Source organism: Methanolobus sp. WCC1 (assembly GCF_045690315.1).
GTDB classification, from domain to species: Archaea; Halobacteriota; Methanosarcinia; order Methanosarcinales; family Methanosarcinaceae; genus Methanolobus; species Methanolobus tindarius.
In genome coordinates this window covers 2,189,825-2,214,322 of record NZ_CP146979.1, presented here as the reverse complement: position 1 = coordinate 2,214,322, position 24,498 = coordinate 2,189,825, and the positions used below count along the sequence as shown (strand labels likewise).

The following is a 24,498-nucleotide window of genomic DNA, read 5'->3' as shown; positions in this document are numbered from 1 at the left end:
GTGTCATTATTGTATATTGTAACTTATAGTATAACAGTTCCTGGGGATATTTCATGGAAGGCAGGAAAATAAAGATAGCATTAACAGGAAACCCTAATGTAGGTAAGACTACGCTATTTAATGCGCTGACAGGTTCCAGGCAGCATGTGGGTAACTGGCCTGGTGTCACCGTGGAAAAAAAGAGTGGCAGGGTCTCGTACAAAGATTATGACATCGAAGTCATAGACCTGCCGGGCACTTACAGCCTTACTGCTTATTCAATGGATGAGATAGTTGCCCGTGATTTTATCATTGAGGAGAAACCGGATATTGTCATTCAGGTAGTGGATGCATCCAATCTAGAAAGGAATCTCTATCTTACAACCCAGCTCATGGAGCTTGGTTCTGAAATTCTCATTGTACTCAATATGTGTGATATTGCAGAGGAAAGAGGCGACCGTATCTATATAGATAAGATGGAAGAGCTTCTTGCAACTCCTGTGATAAGGACTGTTGCCAGCCAGAAAAAAGGTATCTGCGATCTTCTGGATAAGGTTATTGAACAAAAAGAGATCCAGCAACATCATGGTCACGAAATAGGATATGGAAATGAGATTGAGGACAAAATCCTTGAGATAGAGAAAGTACTTGCTGAGGATGAAACGCGAGACATCAGATATCCACTCAGATGGTTAAGCATACGCCTTCTTGAGGGAGATAGTAATGTTGCTGGGAAGATCTCACAAAGTCCTGTTTATGATCGGGTAATGCAGATAATCGATTCCATTGATCAGGAGGAATATGAAGCTGAAATCGCTGATAAGCGCTATCTTGCAATCAATACTGTCTTTCCTCAGATGTGTACCCGTGCCAACGACAAACTTACAAAATCTGATATGATTGACAGGGTGCTTACCAACAAGTACCTTGGTATTCCAATATTTTTAGCACTTATGTGGGGTGCATTTGAGCTGACATTTGCCTTTGCAACCCCTTTTATGGATATGATTGACATTGCATCAACATGGTTTGCAGATTATGTGTCATCAAGTCTTCAACCTGCATGGCTCGCATCCCTTGTAGGTGACGGTATCATCGGTGGTGTGGGTGCTGTACTTGTATTTGTGCCAAATATCTTCATATTGTTCTTCCTGCTATCACTTCTGGAAGGAAGCGGTTATCTTGCCAGAGCAGCGTTTATTATGGACAAGCTGATGTATAAGATAGGCATGCATGGCAAGTCATTCATCCCGATGCTTATGGGATTCGGATGTAACGTGCCTGCTATAATGGCTGCAAGGAGCATAGAGGATGAAAAGGACAGACTTATCACTATATTAGTAGTGCCATTTGTTTCATGCGGAGCCAGACTTCCTATATATGTATTGTTTGCAGGAACTTTCTTTGGCAGGCAGGCAGGCACTGTGATATTTGGTATGTATGTACTGGGGATTATTATTGCCATAATATCTGCCAAGTTACTCAGGGCAACAGTTGTTAAAGGCAAACCTGCGCCATTTATCATGGAGCTTCCCCCTTACAGAGTCCCGACTTTGAAAACAAGTCTTATACACATGTGGGACAATGGGTTCATGTACATCAAGAAAGCCGGTACTATTATACTAGTAGGTGTTGTGGTAATCTGGGCACTTGCATCGTTTCCATGGGGCGTGCAATATGGAAGTGAGGATAGTTATGTAGGCTCACTCGGTCATGCAGTAGAACCCATTCTTAAGCCCCTTGGTTTTGACTGGAAAATTTCAGTTGCATTAATATTCGGACTTGTTGCCAAGGAAATAGTTGTTGCTTCAATGGGTGTTCTTTACGGAGCCGGTGACAATTCAGATGTGCTTAGTGACAGATTACTTGCAGATTCCGGTTTAACTGCTTTGAATTCCCTCAGTCTTATGGCTTTCAGTTTGTTGTATATGCCATGTGTGGCAACTGTAGGGGTTATCAGAAAAGAGACCGGTTCATGGAAATGGACTATATTTGCAATTTTTTACGGAATTATTGTTGCATGGATCACTGCATTTGTAATATATCAGGGAGGTGTTCTGCTTGGATATTAATTCAGTAATGGAAGAAAAGCCGGATACAAAAGTTCCGATGATTTTTTCAGTTATCTGCGGTTCACTTTATATTATAATGGGACTGCTGCAGCTGGCAGCTGGAACCGGTAAGATAATACTTGGTTCTGAATTTTCAATTCCACTTAGCAACGTTCTTTTTGTGCCGGCGGATATTATTGGCTCTTTTGTTCTGTTACTTATTGGAACTGTCTTTATCTACGGTGTACTGGAAATGCGTTCAGGAGTCTATGAAGGTATATCCTATGCTTATGTGGGAATTCTTCTTGCCCTCATATTTGCGTTCATATATTTGCTTGTGTGCACGGGTAATTTGCTTGAGACTCATCTTCTTATGAATGAGGAATTTGAAGGATGGACGCCTCTCAGCGATATGAGGCCTGGTATATATCTTGCAATTCTGCCGCTTTTTGCATATATTAAATGGAAGGATATTTTTGAACCAGTTCCGGGAACTAATATCAGGGTGGATTTAAAATGATTAAGGAAACGCTGAAGGTGCTGTTCATAGACAATTGCACTCTCCAGGAAGCTGCGGACAAATTAGGCGTTAAACAGAATGACATAAGGGACCGGCTTCTCATGCTGCAACATATGGGGTATGTACGGGAGATATGTAATAATTCCATTCCAAAGTCTTCTGCATGCTGTTCATGCACTGCGGCATCTTCCTGTTCTGATAATGATGATATTTCAGGCTCAAAGGCATATCAGTTGACTGATAAAGGCAAGCGGATCTGCCGTAACTAATAAAACAGCATCTATAGGTCATATTTTATTATTTTTTGTGTTTGTGGAAATGCAAAACCTGAATATTTCAATCATCACTATTATTCATGTGGTTTTATTTTCATGTATGGATATTCTACGGTACTGTTAAATCTCAGCGGTTTTAAGATGTACTTCAATCAGTTTAAATAATGCCAAACAGACACAAAAAATACCGCAACATATATTTTTAAGTTCGGACACAGATACTACGTTATTAAATTTAAAAAGGAATTAAAAGGGATTCAAATGAAACTTGGAGTTGCAATAGACATAGGTACCAGTGGTATCAGAGCACAGAAAATAGATCTTGACACTGGTGATATCCAGAAGACAGTTATAACTCTCCGTAACCCGCTCCCTGGGGCAAACGTTATGGACCACCTGGACTTTGCCATCACTTATGGTCTTGATCTTGCTCAGGGTCTGCACGTCAATGCTGTAAAGCATGTTATAGAGACATTGGGAGTTAAACCGGAAGAACTTGAAAGAATGTCCATTTGTGGAAACCCTATACAGCTTTCAATTTTCCAGGGAATCCCAATCGATGACCTTGCATATGCAGGAGAAAGGAAGAAGGAAAGACTGAACATTCAGGAATCAGACAGAAGTGCCAGGATCATTGATTGTTCAGAAATCAAGGGGCTGGATGTATATCCAAACGCACAGCTTGTTGTTCCACCTGCAATCAGGCATGAAGTTGGTGCCGATGCTCTTGCACTTATTATCAAATCAGGATTCCTTGATACAAAGGAAACTGCAATTGCAACAGACTACGGAACAAATGCTGAAATGGCTCTTATCCATGAAGGTACCATCTATACAGGCTCCGCCGCAGCAGGTCCTGCTCTTGAAGGTCAGCAGATCAAATACGGTAACCTTGCATCTCCATTTGTAATTTCGGATGTTGAATTTGAAGGTAAAAACATGCGTAACTATGTACTTGACGACGAAATGAATACTGTCAAGGCACAGTTGATCAACCCTAACAATGGGGATATCATTGAAGAGGATTCCATTAAGGCAAAGGGAATTACCGGAACAGGTGTTATTGCAATAATTGAAGCAGGAATGAAGGATGGAATTATCACACTTCCAAAGATCAACACACCGGACCACATCCTCTATCTCCAGGACAAAATCAAGTTCTTTGAGAGCGATGTCGAAGCAGCGGGTCTTGCAATCGGTGCTATCCGTGCAGGTCACCTTGCACTCTGTAATGCAGCAGGTGTTGAGGTTTCTGATGTCAAGAAGGCATACATGTCCGGTGCTGCAGGTACTTACATGGACGCTGTCAAGGCACACCAGGTCGGTATGGTTCCATTTGATGTTGACGAAGTTATCCAGATAGGTAACACTTCACTTATTGTTGCAAGGGAAATCCTTCTTTCAGAGGACAGGCTCTGGGAACTCCAGGACATTGCAGCAAAGATTGTCAGCAATCACGTAATGTTTGCAACAGATCCGGCATTTAAGGAAGCATACATCCAGGAGATATCATACTGGACAGAAGGAATGCCATTCAAGATGCTTAAGAAATTCCTCAAGAAGAAGGGACTTCCAAAGATTGACCTTCCTGAGAAAGAAACAACTGTCACCAAGGTTGTTGAAAAAGATATCCCAGTACTCGGTCCGGAAGGACTTCAGGTCATTGAACAGGTCGGTACATATCTTACAATGAAGGTCGACTGTCCAGAATGTCCAAAATGTATCAAAGTTTGTCCAAATGACGCGATCACCATTGATGATGAAGGCGTTGTCATGATCAGTTCAGATCTATGTGATGGTGCAAACTGTAAGAGATGCATTAATGCCTGCCCCAAGGAAACATTCAGGTGGGAGAATCTGGTTGTAATGGAGAATGCTTAATTTGCTTTCTCTTCTTTCAATTTTTAGAAGGAATAATTTATGAAAATACTCGTTGTTGGTGGATTTTTAGGTAGTGGAAAAACATCCACCATTATTCGTTTAGGAAAAGAATTTAGTGAAGCCGGCCAGAAGGTTGCAGTTATTGTCAATGAAATTGGTGAAGTAGGTCTTGATGGTGATGTCATTTCCAAATATGGTCTTGATATGACTGAGCTTACAAGTGGTTGCATTTGCTGTTCTCTTAAAGTTAATATGAAAACAACTTTGACCATTCTTAACAGGGATTACCAGCCTGATGTCATATTAATAGAGCCAACAGGAATTGCATTCCCACAGATAATCAAGAATGAAATAGATCTGATGGACCTGAAGAATACCACAGTTCAACCTCTTGTAACACTGATTGATGGTAGCAGGTTTAAGCAACTGATGAAGGAAGCAAAGAATTTTGCAATGCGTCAGATAATTGATGCTGAAATCTTATGTATTAATAAGATCGATCTTGTTGACGATATACGTTTGCCTATTCTTGAAGCCTCTGTGCAGCAATTAAATCCAAAGGCAAAAGTGCTCCTCCTTTCATCCTCCCGGGAAGATGAACACTGGTTTGAATTTGTCGAACTTGCAATGGGCGATGCTCCCAGTCAGCATGGTCATCATGAGTTAAAGACCACAAGTGCGGATACTGAGGTCATTGATGAGGCAACAGGGAAGCCTGTAGAGCAGACAATGGATTCCATTGAGGCTTCAGGTATAGCCAGTTATGCTACTGAGTTTGTACTGGATGGTCGCATTGCCACAGATGTCGCACAGGCAACAGCCAGGGATATTATGACAGCTCTAAAATCTAAGGTTATAGAGCTCAGTCCTGAATTTGTGGGGCACATTAAGCTCTTCATTGAATCCGGTTCTAATACTGTAAAGACTAATCTTACGGCATATGATCAGGATATTACCATGGAAGTCATTGATACGGAGACCGGGCAAGTGCCAAGACTAAAGGTTCTCTCGGCAGTTTCAAGTATTGACCGTGACAAGCTTGTGAATATAGTAAATGATACTATTTCTGAAAAACTGGGCGACCAGAATATAGTTTTCAAGCACAACAAGCCTCATGATCATGATCATGATCATGGGCATATCAAACCAATAGATTTAGTCAATAACAATTGATTATGAGTGATTATTGCAGCAATTATCTTTGCTGCTATCTTTTTTAGGAGTATATTCAGTTTTGTTGTTACCATTTCATTTTGAATCTGTGTTTTGTGTTCTTCATTTTCTTTGTTTCTTTCGTAGGACCTCTGTCCTAAAATATGTAATATATAAGTATAACGCATTACATGCATTTTTGTGAACTGTTCTAATATTTCTATATCGAGTCTTTGTACACTTCGACTTTTGACGATACTTAAATCGAACGGTTAACAATTAGTAACAAAAATCTATATTGAATTAATTGTCTAAAATAATTATTTATGCAACTAAAATTTATTGGGCAAAAAGGCACACATATTAAATAAAATAGTTTTTTACTTTTTTATATTTAGATGATTAACAAATTCAATTTCGACAAGGAAACTTTAGTTATGTCTGCAAAATTGGAAAAAATGTGCGGTCCTATTTAAAGTTAACTGTCACTCTCTTATTTACTTTTATATTAATGTAAATAAAATCATAAAAAACTCGGTTTACATTCTAAATATAATCAGGCACTTTGTGATGCATTAGTCATAAAAAATGAAATCTAGTGGTACTGTGTAAAATTATGCTTTGTTTTGATATTGTTTTATTATTATAAATGTCCGAAACCGCTAGGTTTATATAGCTATCTAGAATACGTGGTTATGTGGAAAGATGAAGTTAACAAATGACTAAAACATATTAGCAAATGGTTGTGGAGACTTTTGCTGAATGTAAAAATGTCATATGTCAACAGATATCCATCTGCTGTTTACAAAAGCATAATTCGTTTGAATGTATGCCAGCGTTGCAGCAGGAAGTCAATCTAGATCTAAGGAGGTAGAATTAGATGGATGTAGACCCAAGCAAAATATTAGTTAGGTACAATGTTGCTAAAGAAAAAGCACAGACACCTGAAGAGATGGCAGCTGAGATGTATCCAAGCGCAGAGCCTGGAAAGACAATTTGTGCAGCAATCTTTGATGGAGAAGAAGACGACGTAATCGAAGGTCTTGAGAAGGCAATCGAGGGCGGAGCAGATCCAGTAGCACTCATCGACGACGTGCTTATGGTAGGAATGAAGATCGTCACAGACTTATACGACCAGGGTGTCATCTTCCTGCCAAACGTAATGATGTCAGCAGATGCAATGCTTGAAGGTATCGAATTCTGTAAGGAACAGGGTGGCGCAGCACCAAAACCAAAAGGAAAGGTTGTTTGCCACGTAGCAGAAGGTGACGTACACGACATCGGTAAGTCAATTGTAGCAGCACTCCTCAGAGCAGCTGGTTACGAAGTAGTTGACCTTGGCCGTGATGTACCAGTCGACGAAGTTATCGCAGCTGTAAAGAAGGAAAGCCCAATGATGCTTACCGGTACAGCATTGATGACCACAACCATGTACGCATTCAAGGAAGTCAACGACAGACTCCTCGAGTCCGGTATCAAGATACCATTCCAGTGCGGTGGCGGAGCAGTAAACCAGGACTTCGTAACACAGTACGAGCTCGGAATCTATGGTGAAGAGGCAGCAGACGCACCAAAGATGGCAGACGCAATCCTTTCAGGAAAGGGTCTTGCACAGCTTAAGGAGCAGTTCCACAAACACTAAACAGAGGTGACAGAAATGGTAAAAAGATACACATCACTTGCATACAAAGCAGCTGACGACATGATCTTCGGTAAGTCAGTCTACCCAGTAAAAGCAGAGCTCGGATTAGAAGTAGGTGCTGGATACGTTACAGCAGAAGTTAACTATGCACCAAGACCAGAAGCTGGTGTCTCCAAGGAGAAACTTGTTTCTGAATACCGCAGACTCACAACCGACATTATGGCAAGAGCAGTCCAGATCGGTTTCCCTGCAGTCTCACTCGAGACAGAACACGTCGAGCAGATGACCAACAACCCAGACTGGGGAGGAGAAATCGCTCACGTCCAGAAGACAATCCTCGAAGAATACCACGAAGAATACGGAATCAAATGTGGTCTCAGACACACACCTGGTGACATCCGTGAGAACCGTGACCTTCTTGCACTTATCGGCGCAAAGTATGACACCCTTATGGAGTCATTCGAAGCTGTAGCAGATGCAGGAGCAGACTTCCTGTCCATCGAAACAATGGGCGGTAAGGAAATTCTCGACTACGCAATCCTCAGGAACGATATTCCTGGTCTCGTATATGCAATTGGCTGCCTCGGTTCAATTGACATGACCATGATCTGGGAAGACATCAGGAAGATCGCAGACAAGAAGGGAAGAATTGCAGCTGGTGACACAGACTGTTCACAGGCAAACACCGCTATGTTCATAGCAGGTGGTCTCCTTGACAAGAACCTTGCACACACCATTGCAATCATCGCAAGAGCAATTTCCGCACCAAGGACACTTGCAGGATATGAAGCAGGTGCTCAGGGTCCAGGAAAGGACTGTGGATACGAGAACACAATCGTAAAAGCAATCACCGGATGCCCAATCGCTCAGGAAGGAAAGACCTCAACCTGTGCACACGCTGATGTAATGGGTAACCTTGTCATGCAGTGCTGTGACCTCTGGTCAAACGAGTCTGTAGAATACCACGGTGAATTCGGTGGTACCTCAGTACAGTGCTGGTCCGAGTCCCTTAACTACGATGCAGCAATGCTCAACGTAGCAACCGAGACCGGAAACGCAAAGATGCTCCGTGACATCCTCGTACTCTCTGACAAGTACAGAGACCCACAGGGATACGTCCTCGCATACGACAACGCATACAAGGTAGCTGAATCAATCGCAAAGGACGGAGACGACCTTTACCTCCGTGCAAAGAACGCAGCAATCTCATGCTGTGACATCCTGAACGATGCTGACAGCAAGAAACTTGTCATGTCCAAGTTCGAGATCGGTGCACTCAACGATGCAAAGGCAGCACTTGACGCAATGACTGACGAAGCTGACACCTTCATGAGTGACAGCCTCGAGAAGTACAAGGCAGAAGTCGCTGTATTCAGACCAGACGACAACTACAAGTTCTAAGTCTAAAAGCGAAACAAGTTCTTAAGGAACTTGTTCCTTTTTTCTTTTTTTAGTTGTTTGAGTTTCACTTACTGTTAAGTATATTTTATTTTTAGAATTTTGAAACTAGTTATAGTACGAATCAATTCTGAAATTAGTATCTCAAATCCAATTTAATATAAAAAATAAATGGGTTATTTTATGAATCTCTTGGGATAACCTATGCCCGTTATCTGTATCACTGTTTCAACAGGATCATGTTTCCAGTCCTCTGGAGAAAATGTTTTTTTTGTCATGTTTATATCAAGGTTGTCTCTGCTGACTCCGCATTCTCCCATGTATTCAACAACCATATTCTTTCCATGCATTTCCGCATATTCCACAGCTTCACGATAATCTGAAAAACTATTTCTTCCTTCAGGAGAGAATACATAATACCCTGCATCAAGATCGTTGATTGATACCGGTCTTACGATAAGTTCTATCCTTCGGATTCCTTTCCCAAACAGAGCTCCGGCAGCATTGCCAACCTGGGCATGTTCAGGGACAGCAATTTCCGCATCAATTATGCCTTCCATAATTTCTTTATACGCTACAACGGGACCACCAAGAAGAACAACCGGAATGTCCACTTTAAATCTGGCATTGAATTTTCCATCAACAATTTTCTTAATGCCATTTATCTCTATATCAGGCAAGATGTAAGTCATCAGGTTGAAAGCCATGTTCTTTGCAACTATTTCCTTTACTTTTGTGCTGAATTCAACGTCAGTCATTTTATTCAGTTTTCCAAGTTTTTCAGCCCCAATTACTGATGCTTTTGTATCCCATGAGTTGTACTCTCCTAAAACATGAAGTGCGTCCGATGGTGTAAATCCAATAGCCTGAATTAGCCTTTTCTGTATAAGTGAGTCCAGTATAACAGTAGAAGGATAGCGAGTTGAAATTGCAGCAATTTCATCCAGACTCATTGGTTCATTAGCAATAGCTTTGAGGACTTCAGCTTCAGAATCTTCAAGTCCTTTAGGTTCAAAACCGGATCTCATGAAAAACTTTGTAGGCTGGATATTTCTGTCAAGAGTACTTCTCTTAGGAATAAGATTTCTTTTAAGTTTATCCAGAAATCCCGGAAATTTAGATGATGCAAGGCAGAGAGGAATTACTCTTCGTGGTCCGATATGGATTACTTTGTTGCGTGTCCAGACATGACTGTCGCCACCCATGGCAGATGTCTCCATCCTGGTTGCACGGACACGGGTTTTCCATCCTCCTACGACTGCACCCGTGTCTGAAAGTTCAGGAATACCGTCTTTAATGGCAGATACATCAGTACTGGTTCCACCAACATCTACAACTGCACATGTGTCAAATCCAGAAAGGAAGGAAGCTCCCACAAGACTTGCAGCGGGACCTGAGAATATCGTTTCAACTGGTTTTTCCAGCGCATCTTTTAAACCAACAACTGTTCCGTCACATTTCAACATTAATAGACGTGCATCTATTTCTCTTCTTTTTATTTCGTCTATTACAGAAAGGATAAATTTATGGGATATTGGAAGAAGTTGCGCATTAAGGGATGCTGTAACAGCACGTTCATATGCTCCAAGATCCTGTGAGAGTTCATGACCGCAGACCACAGGCAGTCCTGTAATTTTGTGTAGAACATCGGTAATTTCAAGTTCATGTTCCGGATTTCTTATGCTGAAAAATGAAGATACAGCAAAAGCTGAAACATCATCCTTATACTTTTCAGCAAACTCTTTTACTGCAGCGATATCTGGTTTTTGAATTTCTTCTCCATTGTAACTATGCCCTCCGGAGATTGAAAGCACATGTTTTGCAGGAAAATCTCCTTTTACAGGATGTTCGCCCACAAGAATAAGAGCAACAGGACTTCCTGTACCTTCAAGTACTGTATTGGTAGCAAGAGTTGTTGAAACTGACACCAGATTTACTTTTTTTACATATTCAGAATCGAGGGTATCAATGGCATTTTTTATTCCTTCAACAAGATCCGGGTATGTTGTAAGTGCTTTCCCTGAACCTACTACCGTTCCATCTGAATCTCTTACAAGAATCGCATCAGTATACGTGCCACCAGCATCAATTCCTAGACTATAGTGCATAATATATCTCCTGTTTTACAATGCAAAGGAACCAAAGTTAAATTTGAAAAGACGTATGAAATGTGCAAATAACCTTTGATCAATAAAAGATGTGCTCAGGTTATATTAAAGAGTTATGTTAACGCCGAAGACTAAAAACGAAAGCAATGAACGCAAAATCAGTTTAAATTATGCAAAAAAAGAATAGTGCATGACCATAGTAAACTATGGCATGCTTTGTTAAAGAATTTATGCGTAGTATTCGTCTCTTGCTTCGACCATTGCCTTAAGGTTTGCAACTGGTGTGTCAGGTGCAATTCCACAGCCTGGTGCGAGGACATCGATTCCGTTGTCAAGAGCGGTCTTTGCTGCTTCCTTGACAGCTGCTTCGTCGCCTGCAAGAAGTACGAAAGGACTGGATACGTTACCGCAGATAGTGACCTTGTCTCCTACCTTTGCCTTTGCGCCTGCAAGGTCCTTTACCTTCTCTTCGATACTGATGGACTCGAAGTGGCAGTCTGCCATCATTTCGATGATTGGGGATACGTCACCACAAACGTGGAGAATCATTGGTCCCTTTACACCGTCAGCAAATTTCTGGAGAACTGGCTTGAGCATCTTGTCGAATGTGTCAGGAGCCATAAGGTCTGGGGATGCTACTGGGTCTGGTACACTGATTACGTCTACTCCTGCGTCGAAGAGTGCGTTTGCGTATGCAGTACATGCCTCACATGCGAAGTCGAGGATCTTTTCGAAGTCTTCTGGCTTTTTGATGGACCATTTCATGAACTTCTTTACACTTGCAAGGTCAGATGCGAGGGTAACTGGACCTTCCATACCTGCGATGATTGGTACGTCGTCTCCTACCTTCTCTCTGATGATCTTCATTGCTTCCATTACAGCAGGAATTCTGCCTATGCTAAGGAGATCCTCTGGCATAGCAAGGTCTTCAACACCCTTTGGGTATGGGTGACCTGTGACTGAAGGCTGTCTGTTCTTTGTACCCATGTTAATTTCACAGCCCATTGCTTCTGCAAGTACTGTAAGACAGTATGGAGCTCTTACACCTTCAAGACCACATACTTCGTATGATGCGACTGCAAGGTCTGCCATCTTCTGTGCGTCGGTGTGTGCCTCTGGCCATGCTGCACCTGTCTGGTCCATGAGCTCAACAATAGCGGACTGTGTTACTGTGCACACAGGTACTTTGTCTACTTCTTCACCTTTTAATGCTTTGAGTAATCTTTCTTTCATGTTCATAATGAATCCTTCTCTGTTGAGTAGATTTTAGTCACCTTGATTTGCGTTACATCAGATATAAAACTATTGGATTAAAGCAGGGGATGCAGAAAATGAAAAATAATTCGAATTAATAACCATTAACAAATAAGAAATTTAGTAAACAAATGTCATCGAAATACAACAGATTTATTAAAAATAAGAAAAGAAAAACTCTAATAAAACTGCCATTCAGAATTAAATCTGCTTATTTCTTCTCATCGCTCCATATGGCAATTATCTTATCAATAGCAATATGTGTGTATTTGTTTTCATCCTTGATGGTCAGTACACCATCTGCGCATGCTTCAACAACTCCATAAAACCTGTCAGGACCACCACAGTAAATGTCGATCTTCTTTTGTAAATAGTGCTCTACGATAAAAGATTGCATTATATTCCTCCCGGCTTAAGATCATTAATCTTCAACCATATTAAATTTGTACTGTATTTATATTAAGATTGTCTATACTAGCTACCTTACACGTAAAAGCAATTCAGCTCCAGAATCTCTTGTTTTTAGCATAATTCCTTTCGGCAACCAGTATATCGCGATAGAATGCTTCCTCATCATGCCTCATTTTCTGTATAACACGGGTTGCCATCTCAGGACCAACACCTCTACTTGCAAGTGCTATAACTGCCATCTTTCCATGGGTCATAACGATATTAGCATTCCTGTAAACCCTGCGTATACGTTTAATATCCTCTTTTGCAGTTACCTTATCCTGCTTTCTCACAAGTTTGATTTCCTCATCTTCCCATGGCTTGAGTGCTGCCACCATCCCGGAATCACAAACAGGACATATAATCTCATCAGGTACATTTTTCACCTGCCTTCTTGATGTCCATTTCTTACAATGAACGCAGAAAAGGATCACTCTGTCATTCATAATACGTTCCTTCAAAGCCATAACAATGGACCTGTCAGCTTTTTCAGGAGCCACAAGATCACGTTTCATGGAGAATCCCGAACTGCCGATTGGTGTTGACCTGCTTACCACAAGCCGGATCTCGCCTTCAGCCATTCTCGTAAGTATTTCCGTGACCCTTTTGACATCCAGCATATCATGGAATATTTCCCTGATAACTTCATCATACATTGCAGTATCACGATAAATTTCAAGCAACTTCTTCATGCTTATCCTGTCATAATCAATATCCTTGCTCAAAGCACCGAATTTTCTGGCAACATGTACCATTTTCCACTTCATCAGCGAAGTGTTCTTCAGGGTCATCTCTATAATAGGTTCAATATGTTCCGGCTGAATACCCTGCAACAGAGTCTCTATTTCCTTAGCTCTTATCCTGCGTGGCAATGTCATTTTTATCCTGTAAGGATCTATTTCCTGAGCCACACTGCTTCCATATCTTGCTGCAAGAAGTGATGTCAGCACTTTTGCAAGTGTTTCGTTGGCATTGTGTCCAATGCATGTGTTTATCAGCACTGCATCGCCGTCATTCTCAATAACAAACAAATTTTTGTCTGGAAGCGGATATCCTCCTTCAACATGTTCCCTGAGTATTGAAAGCAGTTCTGTAAGGCTTTCTGGATCAATCGGATACAAAGCAGCCAGCTCAGAGGCAATTTCATTGTCTTCCTTTTCTTCAATAATCATACCTGCAATAACAGAGCGTATGTTTGCAACTTCCTGTGCAACCTCAAAAGGAACAGGAATTTCTTCCCCGGTCCAGCTTGGTATTTCTCCCATGCCTCTAACAGGTTCTACTTTTATCCGGTTGCGGTCGCTTATCATTTCAATGACACGCCACATGTCACCTTTTGTGATGAAAACCGCACCAGGTGTAGCAAAGTTAATAACGAAAGCTTCGTCCAGAACTCCGACCGGTCTGCCGGTGACAATATCATAAATCTCGTATTTTTTCTCATCCGGAATCATGGAGAGATTATCATAATAATATTGCCAGCTTTTTCTACGGCGGCTGATATTATCAGATCCTTCCTCCTGCCATACCATACGGTAATCTTTGATCTGGGCTATTACTTTCCTGAGAACTTCAATTCGAAGATTCCTGAAAGGATATGCTCGCTTCAGAATACTGTATATTTTCTCAATTCCGATATCTCCGAAATCAAGAACAATTCCTGCAAGCTGATTTGCCACAACATCAAGTGAATTCATGTGAGGAGAAATGGATTCAACCTTTCCTTCAGTCGCAAGTTTGCAAATTGCCATGCTCTCAGCCACATCATCGGCATCCATGGCAATGATAGTACCTCTGGAAACCTCATGTATCCTGTGTCCTGCACGTCCGACACGTTGCAGGAGTCTTGAAACCTGTCTCGGAGAACCATACTGTACAACATGGTCCACGTTACCAATATCAATTCCAAGCTCCATTGATGAAGTACAAATAAGTCCCTGTAGGTCTCCGTTTTTGAATGATTCCTCTGCCTCGATACGTGAATCAACGGACAGTGAACCGTGATGGACTCCAATTGGCAGTTCCAGCATATTGAATCCGGCAGCAAGTGCTTCGGCACTCTGTCTGGTGTTTACAAATACAAGTGTGGATACATTTTCCAGAACAATGTCCCTTACGCATCGTATATGTGCTGCAAAATTAACATCGCATGCCAGTTTTTTTGAGAGCGTTATGTCATCATCCGTAACCTGCGGGCAAACCACACTGAAATCAAGAAGTTTGAGCAGGGATACGGAAATAATAGAAACCTCTCTTTGTGAACCAGCAAGGAACTTTGCCACTTCTTCAGGATTACCAACAGTGGCTGAAAGCCCTATTCTCTGGAACTCTCCTGAAAGTTCCACAAGTCTTTCAAGGCCAACTGAAAGTTGAGTTCCTCTCTTTGAAGATGCCATTTCATGTATCTCATCCACGACAACATGAGTAACGTATGACAGGTTTTTCCTAAGGCGTGACCCGGTGAACATTGCCTGCAAAGTCTCAGGTGTTGTAATCAAAAAATCAGGCGGTTTGCGTGACTGTTTTTGTCTTTCATACTGGGAAGTATCACCATGCCTGACCTGCACATCAATACCAAGTTCCTTTCCCCACCATTGTATTCGGGAAAGCATATCGCGGTTAAGTGCCCTCAAGGGTGTGATATAAAGTGCTGATATTCCGACTCTCTGCTCCTGGGTTTTAGCAAGAATTGCATGGAATATGGGAAGAACTGCAGATTCTGTCTTTCCTGAACCTGTGGGAGCAATCAGGAATGTGTGATTTCCATTTAAGATGTATGGGAATACTCTCTCCTGTGGTTCGGTTGGAGCCTTAAATCCCTGTTTTTCCAGAGCACCCTGAATTCTCGGATCAAATGAATCGAAGATGTTACCAAAACTCATTTTCTGCTCCTTTTCTGTTCTCCTTTCTTTCCAGCTTTACGTTTCATTCTTGGCCGAACCTTACTTTCCTCGAGCTTTCTTATGTTTTTTAGTTTTCCAAGTTGAGTCCCATCAAGCAGATATGCCTGTGCATTATCGATGTCAACACCTCGTGATGAAAATAATGGTCCGAGAAGATCGTCATGTAGTGATTCATTAAAAGCAACACCTCCACAAAGTTCATTGAATGAAGGTACAATTATCATCTCAGGGTCGTTCCAGTTATCACTATCATTTTCAAGTTCAAGACTGTTGAAATGTTCCTGAAGTACAGGGAGATTCAGACGAGTTCTTATCCAGCTTTGTTCTACCATAGCATACCCAAGTGAATCGGTAAGGCGGATAGTTGGGTGATTGTGTGCGGTAATAATGTACTGTGCTTTTAGCATTTCAGGGTCAGGCCATGTATGCCCGTGAAAATAACCCACTTCTTCAATAATAGCTCCTCTTGCAGGATGTACTGTTATGTTCTCCCTTTCAGGCAGCAAGTACTCGATGCCTCCGTCGTGGTTTCCGGGGAATATTTCCACATCTGCATGGTCAGAAAGGACCGAAAGGAAATGTGGAATCTCATCTCTCTCCTGCCATGAAATTTGTGGAACATTGTGTTTCACATCTCCAAGCAAAATTATTCTGTCAGGAGAAACCTGACTGATATAACCCATCATCCTTTCAAGACCGTATTTCATACGACTTGGGATTGAAAATCCGCTTCTGTAAAGATCCCATTCGATTCCAAGGTGGATATCGGCAACTACAAGTGACTTTGTTTCGCTGCTTACCACAAGTGCAGGTTCATCAATAATAGGATCTATCTGGATGGTCATTTTTCCGGGTTTTAAAATCTCAAACTAGATGTTATCACTGGATATTGTCCTTTTGATTCATGCGGTCGATTTTCTCTGACATATCAAAGACAACTTTTTTCAGTTCATCAATGTCATCCTCAAGGTCGAGGATCTTATTGTACATGGGACTTCTGTCGTCTTTTATCGCCTGCTCCTGAGAAAAGCGCTGTTTACTGGGGAACACATACACATAGGTTAGCCACATGCCTATAAACGCCACAACAAAAAGTGCTGCAAGGAACAGCAGGTAGTGAGGAAAGAGAACCCTCATGAAGCTGTCACCTGAACTGTAATACTGCAACCTTGTGATCATCAGGAAGTTGAGCAGGGAAAAAAGAAACATAGTTTCTCCTACTATTATCAGCAGTCCTCCAATTCTGGTTGACATTTTCCGCTGCTTTGGAATTATCTTTTCAAATATGGCACTCATTAAAGATAATATGACATTTATCTATTATTATATTATGCAGCCTGGGAGTTGCTGATGGAATTATTGTTTTGACGTTTTTTGATATTCAATTTTCACTATTTATATAGTGATTTCAAGGTTCGATTCCAAGGATATTCAGAAGCTCAAGAGCTTCGGTTTTTCTGCGGAGAGTGCCGGATTTAGCCATGTAATGTATGGTTTCCTTGTTTTCTTCATAGAGAATCCGGAGCTGCTCCCGATACTCATCGGAGAACTCGTCATCTTTCTTCATATTATCACCTTCATTCCTTCAAGACCATCAATGGATTTCCCACACCCATCACAGTGATGGTAGTCTGGAGGGGGGCATGGGTCCAGTCCGGCGGTGAAGCAGTTCTGGTTGTGACATTAATTTCGGTTTCCCGGCGGCTGACTCCGCATCTTTCGACATAGTCAAGAACTATATCCCTGCCAACCTCGATGGCACATTCGATTGCTTCAGAATATGTTATTACTCCATGTCTTCCCAGGGGTGAGAATACATAGAAATTCCTGTCAAGTTCGTCCGGGGACTGAGCCCGTATAAGCATTTCAACTTTCTTAACACCTTTTCCTACAAGTGCGCCGATAGCGTTACCAACCTCGGCATGTTCCGGGACAATTACTTCGCCACCTATTATGGATGTGAAATCTTCAGTATAACTTTTAACAGGGCCACCAAGTAGTACCGTTGGTACTCCCATTCTGTATCCTGCCGGATATTCACCGCTTACTCCATCCATGATTACTTCTTTCGGGTGATGTGGATAAACAAAGGACATCAGTCCGTAACCCATATTCTGTGCAAGCATTCTTCTTACGAGTGAGCAGAATTCGAATTTACCCATCTGACTGAATTTGGACAGATAGAATGCTCCAATGTCAGATGCATGTGAATTCCACTGGTTGTAGACTTTCAGTACATGAAGTGCATCGGTTGGTGTGAATCCGATTGCCTGGACCAGTCTTTTCTGTATAAGCGAATCCAGCATCTTGTTTGAAGGTGGTACATTGGAAGTATCTGAAAGATCGTTAATGGATACAGGTTCATAATTAATGTAAGTCAGAAGCTCTGCTTCCTGTTCGGAAAGTCCTCTTGCAGGATAGTCAGTCCTGACAAAGAATGTTGTTGGCTGATAATGCCTGTCCATCATCTGGCGAGAAAGTATCCTGTTTCTTTTCAGGCTCCTGATGAAATCCGGGTATTTTTCGGCAGCAACACAAAGCGGGATAACCCTTCTTGGACCAATGTTTACCTTCTTGTCCTTTACCCAGATGTGACTGTCACCGCCGTTGGCAAAGGTCTCCATTTTCATCGCCCTTACTCTTGTTTTCCAGCCACCTACAACGGAACCCGATTCACTTATCTCTGGCAGTCCTTCTTTTAGCATTGCAACATCGGTGCTTGTACCGCCAACATCAATTACAGCACAAGTATCTTCTTTTGCGAGATAGGATGCACCAAGAAGACTTGCAGCAGGTCCTGAGAATATGGTTTCTACTGGCTTTTCCAGTGCATCTTCTATGTTGTACACTGAGCCATCTCCCTTGAGCATAAGAATTCTTGCGTGGATTCCTCTTTTTTGAAGGTCCATGGCAACGGAATTGACAAATTTGTATGTTATGGGAATTAATTGTGCATTCAGCACTGCAGTCACACTTCTCTCATAAGCTCCAAGAGCCTGCGTCAGTTCGTGACCGCAGACAACCGGGAGTCCGGTTTCGCGCTTGAGGAATTCCTTGACACGTAACTCATGTTCGGGATTACGTGTGCTGAAAATAGCTGATACTGCGTAGGCTGATACATTGTCCATTGTGCTGCGGGCAAAATGTGTGAGTCTTGAAAGGTCAAGCTCATATTCCTCAGTGCCCCTGGGGTCGTGCCCACCTTCGATTTCTATCATATTTTCTGTAGGATATGGTTCTTCATGTGGGTGTTCTCCTACAACTACAAGTCCTACCGGTGTTCCTGTTCCTTCAAGAAGTGAGTTCGTTGAGAGTGTTGTTGATACTGAAACAAGGTTTACCTGTTTGAGATATTCAGGGTCAAGATGGTCAAGTACATTTTTGATTCCATGTTCCAGTTCAGGATATGTTGTGAATGATTTGTGGGAATCAACTATTTTCCCGTCACTTCCTCTCAGTATAACAGCATCGGTGTATGTTCCTCCTGCATCTATTCCAAGTCCGTAGTGCATTTTTGACCTCCTCACTCTGCCCTGTCAATGAACCACTGTTCGTGGATGAGTTTAAGTGCCAGTGCTTCTGCATCTGTACTCAGCTTGAAAACATTCTGCATGGGTGGAAGTCTGGAATAAAGATCTTCGGAGAAGATCATACGCTTTTTCCATCTGGCTTTTCTCACATGCTTTATGCCGGGGGCGATATTTTTGAACTCGTATTCTCCTTTTATTTTTCCCACTGCAAAGGAGCCGCGTTCTTTCAGAGGCATAATTACCATGTCTCCAATCTCAACTTCATTCATAAATCTCAGCACATCATCATACCAGTTCATGAGCCTGGAACTTTCGATGGTCATTAGACGGTCGACTATTATCTTTTTGAAGTGTTCCTGACGCTCGAATTCATCGAAGTCTTTCATGAGCTCGTCAAGGTTCTTCATCCTGGTTGTAAAATCTACAACCTTTTTGTTGAGACGAACTATCTTCTGGAAGCCTTCTTTAGAATCAAGACCTTTTCCGAGTTTTTTGAATTCGCGCCCCAGATCTCCCCGGAAATCCCTGTCGAATTCCTGATAGATCTCTTTGAGAGCTTCTTCTTTTTTGTGTTCCCGGAATGACATACTGAATTCCTGTAATTCGCCACCGAGTTCTTCCATTAGATGAATGTCTATGTCAAATGTGGCATAGCCTTCGTCTATACATGTTCTGCTCTTGTCCCCTGAAGGGTCCACACTCATATACCATATTGTTTTGCCTTTTATGCTCATGGTGGTATCCCCCATTTCAGGCTTCCTGACCTGTAATCCCCACGGACCATTTGTCAGGCATTTTTATGTGTCGTCTGAAACTGATGCCTTTTTCTTTCTAATTTTGAATTGGTCAGGTATTGATATATACTTTAGCGTCATTGGAATACACAAAGATTTAGTTTTGTACATCTGACTAACTATTAAATACATTATTACACAGTGACTACACGTTGACATCAAAGAAGTGAAGAAACATGATGCATCCACAGCAAACATGTAACATAAATCCTAAAAAACTGGATCAGATCGAGGAAAGTATTCGTAAATTACAGGCAGATATGCAGTTGTTTCAGGAGCAGAGCAACCAGAGATGTTATGAGCTTCTCTCTTCTGAGATAAGGAATAATTTCTCCCGGACCATGATTGGCAATATCCAGGAACGCATCGACCAGGACATTGAAAGCAATATTGCCTCCTGTTGTGATATGCGTGATTTCTGTAAAGGTGCTTTCACCGAGTTTTTGAACGAGACCGTGCAGCTCATAGATAAAGAACGGGTTGAGAAAGAAACCATCGATGAATACTGGAATAAGCTAGAAGAGATCCGCAAACTCGTACACTTTGAAGACTGCGACCTTTGTTTTAAGGAAGTTTCCCGCATCTTCCAGAAACAAATAGATGTCCTGTCATCACTCAGGATATATGATAAAGAAGGCACTTTTGTGGAAAACCTGCCAGATGTCAGCATGGAGGAAGTTGTCGATGATATCTGTGAACCCTTTGCAAACAAACAGCGTCTTACAATAATGAAAGCTTTAGTTCTTGATTCAAGAAGCTTCACTGACCTTTCAAAGCTAACCGGTCTGCGAGGCGGAAATCTCCTGTTCCATCTGCAAAAACTTGTAGACAAAGGAATGATCCTCCAGAGAAACGAAAGGGGAGATTACATTATCACCTCAAAGGGTCATTCTGTGTTCAAGGGAATTATGAATATCTATAGTTCTGTTAGTGAGAAAAGGAATGAATGTGGGGTTGTGGCAGATGAGAGCGTTGAGGATGCAGTTTGAGATATGCAACAACTAATCCTAAAAGTGCTAGGCTGTTTAGTTTGAAGATTAATGTTAGGAAAATTGGATATCTGGCATATATATACATACTTTTTATAATTTCATATTATGCAAACAGGCGGAAGTACTATTCACTGATTTATTTAAATAAAATTGATACATAAGTGTGCATCAAATAAGATTATGCTTAATACTTTTTCATGGGATGTGAATTAACTGAAAAAACGTTTACTTGATGTAGCATTTGCTTCTGAAAAGAGAATGAATGTATTATTATCTCTACAGGACGGGGCAAAAGAAATGGCTACTCTTCTGGAATTAATAAACACGAACAGGAATTCATTGCTTCCTCAAATGAAGATTCTGGAAGCGCATTATCTTATTAAGCACTACAATGACACTTATGAGTTAACAACCATTGGAAAACTTGTTGTTGACAATATGATCCCTTTACTGGAAAAAACCAATATTATAGATCTTGATATTGATTACTGGGGAAGCCGGAATCTTGATTTCATCCCATCTAACTTGCTAGATAAAATAGGTCAGCTTAAAGATTATGAAATAATAAATCCCCCTATCACAGAGTTATTTTCGATGCATAAATCTTTCAATGTTGATTATAATGTATCTTCGCATGTCTATGTGGTTACTACTATCCTTTACCCTGATTTCGATTCGATAATCGCAGAGCTTCTTGTGAATAATGTCAATTTCCATTACATTGTTTCGCAAGAGTTACTCAACAAGCTAAAAACAGAATATCAAAAAGAGTTTGCAGGTTTTATTAACAACAAATTTTTCCACATGTATGTTTACACTAAAGAGATGAAATTTATATATTTCACATTTGACAGTGTCCATTCTGTAATAAGTGCGTTTAATAAAAAAGGCGATTTCGATTACAAATTCATGTTGTGCAAAGGCCAGAGCGCAGTTGACTGGACAAAAGAGCTTTATGATTGTATTCTTGAAGATTCAAGAGTAGTGGATGAGATTTAATTGGTTTTGTTCTTAAATATCACTTATCAATAACTTCCCAGTGGCCGCCCTTATCCGGGCCCACCCGCTTAAGCATTTCTTCACCCTGAAGCTTCTGAATGTTACGCTCTATGGAACGTGGAGTAACTCCTATTATTTCGGAAAGCTCGGCAATTGTGACATGCTGATTCTTCTGAACTTCATGTAATATTTTCTCCGACGTTTTCTCCGACGTTTTCTCCGACGTTTTCTCCGACACTTTTTCAGGAATGACATCTTTTTCCAGTGGGAAAGTGATCTTATAATGATCTATATCGCTTGCAACCTCAGGTTCAATCTCATAATACGACTTCCAGCCGCTAAACATTTTGTCAAAGCCTGAGCCTGCGTTTTCGGAGAGTTTGATGACCCTGAATATTTTAGCGATAATAGGGTTTCTTGGCATCGTGAAATCTTCTTTTATGATGGATTCGATATCTTTTGGAAGGCTGCCGGGATTTAAGAATTCTATTCTGTCGAGAAAAACTCTTATCCGTGGTTTCATTAGGCTGAAATAATCGCAGTGCATCAGCAGATTCACCAGAGCTTCACGAATAGCAACAAGCTGGGGCTGGTTGTCAGTGGCAAAGCCATCAGCTCGCAATGTGAATGGCAGGTCTATCTTTTTGATAAGACGTTCAAAAATGCTGAAATAGAACCGGAAGAGATTCTCTTCCTCAGAAAGCCTGTAATTATATCTTGTAGGAGCATCCGAATAAGATGTACCCATAATCTCAAGGTAATCAATTCTAAAATCAGTAAGCATACGGTTTATGTTGTCTTCATTGCCAAAGACCAGTAGACCGCCGATTGTTACTTTTCCATTGACTACAACCTGTAATTTCTCCAGCAATTGTTCCGTTGATAATTTGTTATATCTGTGCTCAGGGTTTACATTCTCAAGATAAGTCTTGTAATCAGAGATCGTCCTCTCATCCAGGTCATCAATGGTAAACTCAGTAAGTTCCTTATCCTTCAAACCGAAGGAAGAATCTCTATACATAGCATCGATCTCAGCATCTGTTGCTCTCTGGTCTCCGCTGCCGGTTCGTATGAACGTATTTTTCCTCGAATTGAAATAGACTGGCTTCTACCCGGAAGCAGGAACATAAAAAGCAAGCACGATTTTTCCATCAAAATCATACTTTATACTTCTTACCCTGATTTTCTGGTTGAACTTGTCCCCACGAAGAGTGGTGGTAAAATCCTGCTCGATCTTTTCGGCGTCTGTAACACCTGTAATCTCAAAAGTCTTCTTCGTTTGCTTTACTCCAAAAACAAGCCAACCACCATTAGTATTGGAAAATGCACTCACCGTTTCAAAACTGCTCTTAGGAATAGAGGACTTCGCCTCTTTTACTTCAAAATCTTCCCACTCAAGCTCTTCCAGCCGGTCGAACAGTTCTGTTTAATCCATGTTTGAGTTTCCTATGATGTTCTCATTAGTTTTATGTTAGATACGATATCGTCTCTTTTCCGGTTTGATCGAGCTATTTTCAAGTCTTTTGATAAATTCGGTAGTTCCATCAGGATAAACTTTAACAATGTCATTGCCTTGCATTCTTGCAACAGGCAATCCGCAATTAAACGAATTCATTATTGCATTGTTAGATGCATCTCTTGCTATCTTTTTAATTAGTATTGTTGGAATTTCACGGCTTCGCTTTTTTGGTGTTCGCATTGTAGATGCCTTGGTTAGTAAATTTTGTATATGTCGTTAGTTGTAAGACATTGAAATAAATAGATTTTTGCGATGTTTTTTTTTTGAGTAATATTGTTATCAATCGTCAGTTCATTTAAAAATTTGCCAATTTTTAGGTATTTTGAGAATGCTAAAAGAATTATATGTTTTTTCATGTAATCTCTATAAAAATGTGGTTGTAAATTTAATTGAACTACTCTATTATGTCCTGCAAAATATTCATATGCATATATTCATATATGCATATATGTAATTGACATTTTGGTACAAGGAGGATAACATGAAAGCCTACAAGAATATAGATAAAAACCAATCTATGGCCGATATTGCTTATGAGATATTGAAAATTAGTAAAGAAGAAATGTTTTACAAGGACATATGGAAAATAATGGAACAAGATGTTGGATATGTGTCACAGGGAATTAGTCCAGAAACGTCATTAAATTCAGTATTAGGAAGAGATTTGAGATTTAGAAAAAACCGAGGTTATGTCCAACTATCTGAATGGTTGCAAAAAGACAATGGCGATGAAGAGTCTGTTGTCCACATTCAGTGTGGTGTTTGTGAAAAAATGGTTCAATCCGATTTTAATTATTGTCCTTATTGCCAATCCAAGTTTCAAACCACAATAGTATGCCAAAATTGTGATAAAGAACTTAAGAATTATCAAGCAGATTGGGTCATCTGTCCTTATTGTGGTGAAGAGTTACCAGATGATCCTGAATTAATTATGGTATCTAAATTGAAAAAAGAAAATGAAGAAGAGGATGATCTATTTATGCATACCATTACTAAAAAGATATAATCCCTACAAAAAACGTACAAAATCTTTTTTAAAATAGTACTATGC

The 24,498-nt window shown here is 40.8% G+C and carries 22 protein-coding genes; 10 read left to right on the top strand and 12 right to left on the bottom strand.

The features are described from left to right. Positions 1–53 precede the first annotated feature (53 nt). From feoB to mtaB, 7 genes are all read left to right on the top strand, one after another. Positions 54–2,051, top strand: a complete 1,998-nt coding sequence (gene feoB / locus V7O61_RS10445) for a ferrous iron transport protein B (protein WP_407281863.1) — start codon at positions 54–56, stop codon at positions 2,049–2,051. After that, complete coding sequence (locus V7O61_RS10440) at positions 2,041–2,550, top strand: hypothetical protein (protein WP_407281864.1); 510 nt, start codon at positions 2,041–2,043, stop codon at positions 2,548–2,550. Before feoB ends, V7O61_RS10440 begins: the two co-directional genes overlap by 11 nt. Beyond that, positions 2,547–2,819, top strand: a complete 273-nt coding sequence (locus tag V7O61_RS10435) for a hypothetical protein (RefSeq protein WP_407281865.1) — start codon at positions 2,547–2,549, stop codon at positions 2,817–2,819. The genes V7O61_RS10440 and V7O61_RS10435 overlap by 4 nt, the downstream gene beginning before the upstream one ends. Positions 2,820–3,086: 267 nt before the next feature. Further along, positions 3,087–4,706, top strand: coding sequence for a methylamine methyltransferase corrinoid protein reductive activase (locus tag V7O61_RS10430; protein WP_023846062.1), 1,620 nt, complete (start codon positions 3,087–3,089; stop codon positions 4,704–4,706). Positions 4,707–4,745: 39 nt separating this feature from the next. Next, entirely contained in the window at positions 4,746–5,879 is a 1,134-nt protein-coding gene (locus V7O61_RS10425; protein ID WP_023846063.1) for a GTP-binding protein, read from the top strand. Positions 5,880–6,738: 859 nt separating this feature from the next. Further along, positions 6,739–7,500 (top strand): methanol--corrinoid protein MtaC, encoded by a 762-nt coding sequence (mtaC, locus tag V7O61_RS10420; RefSeq protein WP_023846065.1) that lies wholly within the window; start codon positions 6,739–6,741, stop codon positions 7,498–7,500. Positions 7,501–7,515: 15 nt separating this feature from the next. Then, positions 7,516–8,901, top strand: coding sequence for a methanol--corrinoid protein co-methyltransferase MtaB (gene mtaB / locus V7O61_RS10415; protein ID WP_023846066.1), 1,386 nt, complete (start codon positions 7,516–7,518; stop codon positions 8,899–8,901). Positions 8,902–9,074: 173 nt separating this feature from the next. On the opposite strand, the gene V7O61_RS10410 is transcribed toward mtaB, so the two are convergent. The 9 genes from V7O61_RS10410 to V7O61_RS10370 form a co-directional block, all read right to left on the bottom strand. Next, positions 9,075–11,006 carry a hydantoinase/oxoprolinase family protein gene (locus V7O61_RS10410; protein WP_023846067.1) on the bottom strand — a complete coding sequence of 644 codons (1,932 nt, stop codon included), beginning with the start codon at positions 11,004–11,006 and terminating at the stop codon, positions 9,075–9,077. Between the two features lie 228 nt (positions 11,007–11,234). Continuing rightward, positions 11,235–12,245: a methylcobamide:CoM methyltransferase MtaA gene (gene mtaA, locus V7O61_RS10405; RefSeq protein ID WP_023846068.1), complete on the bottom strand. Its 1,011-nt coding sequence runs from the start codon at positions 12,243–12,245 to the stop codon at positions 11,235–11,237. Positions 12,246–12,471: 226 nt separating this feature from the next. After that, entirely contained in the window at positions 12,472–12,657 is a 186-nt protein-coding gene (locus V7O61_RS10400) for an MM0924 family protein (protein WP_023846069.1), read from the bottom strand. A gap of 103 nt (positions 12,658–12,760) precedes the next feature. Further along, on the bottom strand, positions 12,761–15,592 hold the full coding sequence (locus V7O61_RS10395) for a DEAD/DEAH box helicase (RefSeq protein ID WP_407281867.1): 2,832 nt from the start codon (positions 15,590–15,592) through the stop codon (positions 12,761–12,763). Then, a complete protein-coding gene (locus V7O61_RS10390) occupies positions 15,589–16,458 on the bottom strand; it encodes a metallophosphoesterase (protein WP_407281868.1) in 870 nt (289 codons plus the stop codon). The genes V7O61_RS10395 and V7O61_RS10390 overlap by 4 nt, the downstream gene beginning before the upstream one ends. A gap of 34 nt (positions 16,459–16,492) precedes the next feature. Then, complete coding sequence (locus tag V7O61_RS10385; protein ID WP_023846072.1) at positions 16,493–16,909, bottom strand: hypothetical protein; 417 nt, start codon at positions 16,907–16,909, stop codon at positions 16,493–16,495. A 112-nt stretch (positions 16,910–17,021) separates the two neighbouring features. Beyond that, positions 17,022–17,180 carry a hypothetical protein gene (locus V7O61_RS10380; protein ID WP_023846073.1) on the bottom strand — a complete coding sequence of 53 codons (159 nt, stop codon included), beginning with the start codon at positions 17,178–17,180 and terminating at the stop codon, positions 17,022–17,024. Positions 17,181–17,190: 10 nt separating this feature from the next. Continuing rightward, complete coding sequence (locus tag V7O61_RS10375; protein WP_023846074.1) at positions 17,191–19,125, bottom strand: hydantoinase/oxoprolinase N-terminal domain-containing protein; 1,935 nt, start codon at positions 19,123–19,125, stop codon at positions 17,191–17,193. A gap of 11 nt (positions 19,126–19,136) precedes the next feature. Then, positions 19,137–19,877, bottom strand: coding sequence for a hypothetical protein (locus V7O61_RS10370; protein WP_407281869.1), 741 nt, complete (start codon positions 19,875–19,877; stop codon positions 19,137–19,139). A gap of 236 nt (positions 19,878–20,113) precedes the next feature. On the opposite strand from V7O61_RS10370, the gene V7O61_RS10365 reads away from it, so the two are divergent. Both V7O61_RS10365 and V7O61_RS10360 read left to right on the top strand, forming a co-directional pair. Further along, entirely contained in the window at positions 20,114–20,926 is an 813-nt protein-coding gene (locus V7O61_RS10365; RefSeq protein ID WP_407281870.1) for a winged helix-turn-helix domain-containing protein, read from the top strand. A gap of 261 nt (positions 20,927–21,187) precedes the next feature. Next, complete coding sequence (locus tag V7O61_RS10360; RefSeq protein ID WP_407281871.1) at positions 21,188–21,928, top strand: helix-turn-helix transcriptional regulator; 741 nt, start codon at positions 21,188–21,190, stop codon at positions 21,926–21,928. Positions 21,929–21,947: 19 nt separating this feature from the next. Here V7O61_RS10360 and V7O61_RS10355 read toward each other — a convergent pair whose 3' ends face one another. From V7O61_RS10355 to V7O61_RS10345, 3 genes are all read right to left on the bottom strand, one after another. Next, entirely contained in the window at positions 21,948–22,949 is a 1,002-nt protein-coding gene (locus tag V7O61_RS10355) for an ATP-binding protein (RefSeq protein WP_407281873.1), read from the bottom strand. Positions 22,950–23,036: 87 nt separating this feature from the next. Then, positions 23,037–23,285 carry a helix-turn-helix domain-containing protein gene (locus tag V7O61_RS10350; RefSeq protein ID WP_407347486.1) on the bottom strand — a complete coding sequence of 83 codons (249 nt, stop codon included), beginning with the start codon at positions 23,283–23,285 and terminating at the stop codon, positions 23,037–23,039. A 114-nt stretch (positions 23,286–23,399) separates the two neighbouring features. Further along, positions 23,400–23,627, bottom strand: a complete 228-nt coding sequence (locus tag V7O61_RS10345; RefSeq protein ID WP_407281874.1) for a hypothetical protein — start codon at positions 23,625–23,627, stop codon at positions 23,400–23,402. Between the two features lie 301 nt (positions 23,628–23,928). Between V7O61_RS10345 and V7O61_RS10340 the strand changes: the two genes are divergently transcribed. Continuing rightward, a complete protein-coding gene (locus V7O61_RS10340) occupies positions 23,929–24,453 on the top strand; it encodes an HTH domain-containing protein (protein ID WP_407281875.1) in 525 nt (174 codons plus the stop codon). Positions 24,454–24,498 lie beyond the last annotated feature (45 nt).